Source organism: Vibrio sp. OPT24, from assembly GCF_015163545.1.
Classification (GTDB): Bacteria; Pseudomonadota; Gammaproteobacteria; order Enterobacterales; family Vibrionaceae; genus Vibrio; species Vibrio cyclitrophicus.
The window spans coordinates 1-373 of sequence record NZ_JADDYI010000045.1; the positions used below are offsets into that span (position 1 = coordinate 1).

2 tRNA genes are annotated in these 373 nt (G+C 45.0%); both read right to left on the reverse strand.

The window, feature by feature from the left end:
• Positions 1 to 20: 20 nt before the first annotated feature.
• A tRNA-Gln gene (locus tag IQO02_RS09655) sits at positions 21 to 95 on the reverse strand.
• 30 nt (positions 96 to 125) lie between these two features.
• A tRNA-Leu gene (locus IQO02_RS09660) sits at positions 126 to 210 on the reverse strand.
• Between the last annotated feature and the right edge of the window lie 163 nt (positions 211 to 373).

A 373-nucleotide genomic window follows, 5' to 3' on the forward strand; every position in this document is an offset into this window, starting at 1 on the left:
TTGTCTAAGTAACGTTGTAATGGCTGGGCTACCTGGATTCGAACCAGGGAATGCTGGCATCAAAAGCCAGTGCCTTACCGCTTGGCGATAGCCCAACAATGATATCATTTAAGATATCTAAATAATGGTGCGGTCGGAGAGACTTGAACTCTCACACCTCTCGGCGCCAGAACCTAAATCTGGTGCGTCTACCAATTCCGCCACGACCGCAGCAAATCTTTATAGTTATATCGACATTGGTGATTCGATGTAACGTTGTGCTCTTGGTTACTTAATTCAGTAAATGCTTACTGAAGTAAAAACAAAGAGTTTAAATAGTGGCTGGGCTACCTGGATTCGAACCAGGGAATGCTGGCATCAAAAGCCAGTGCCT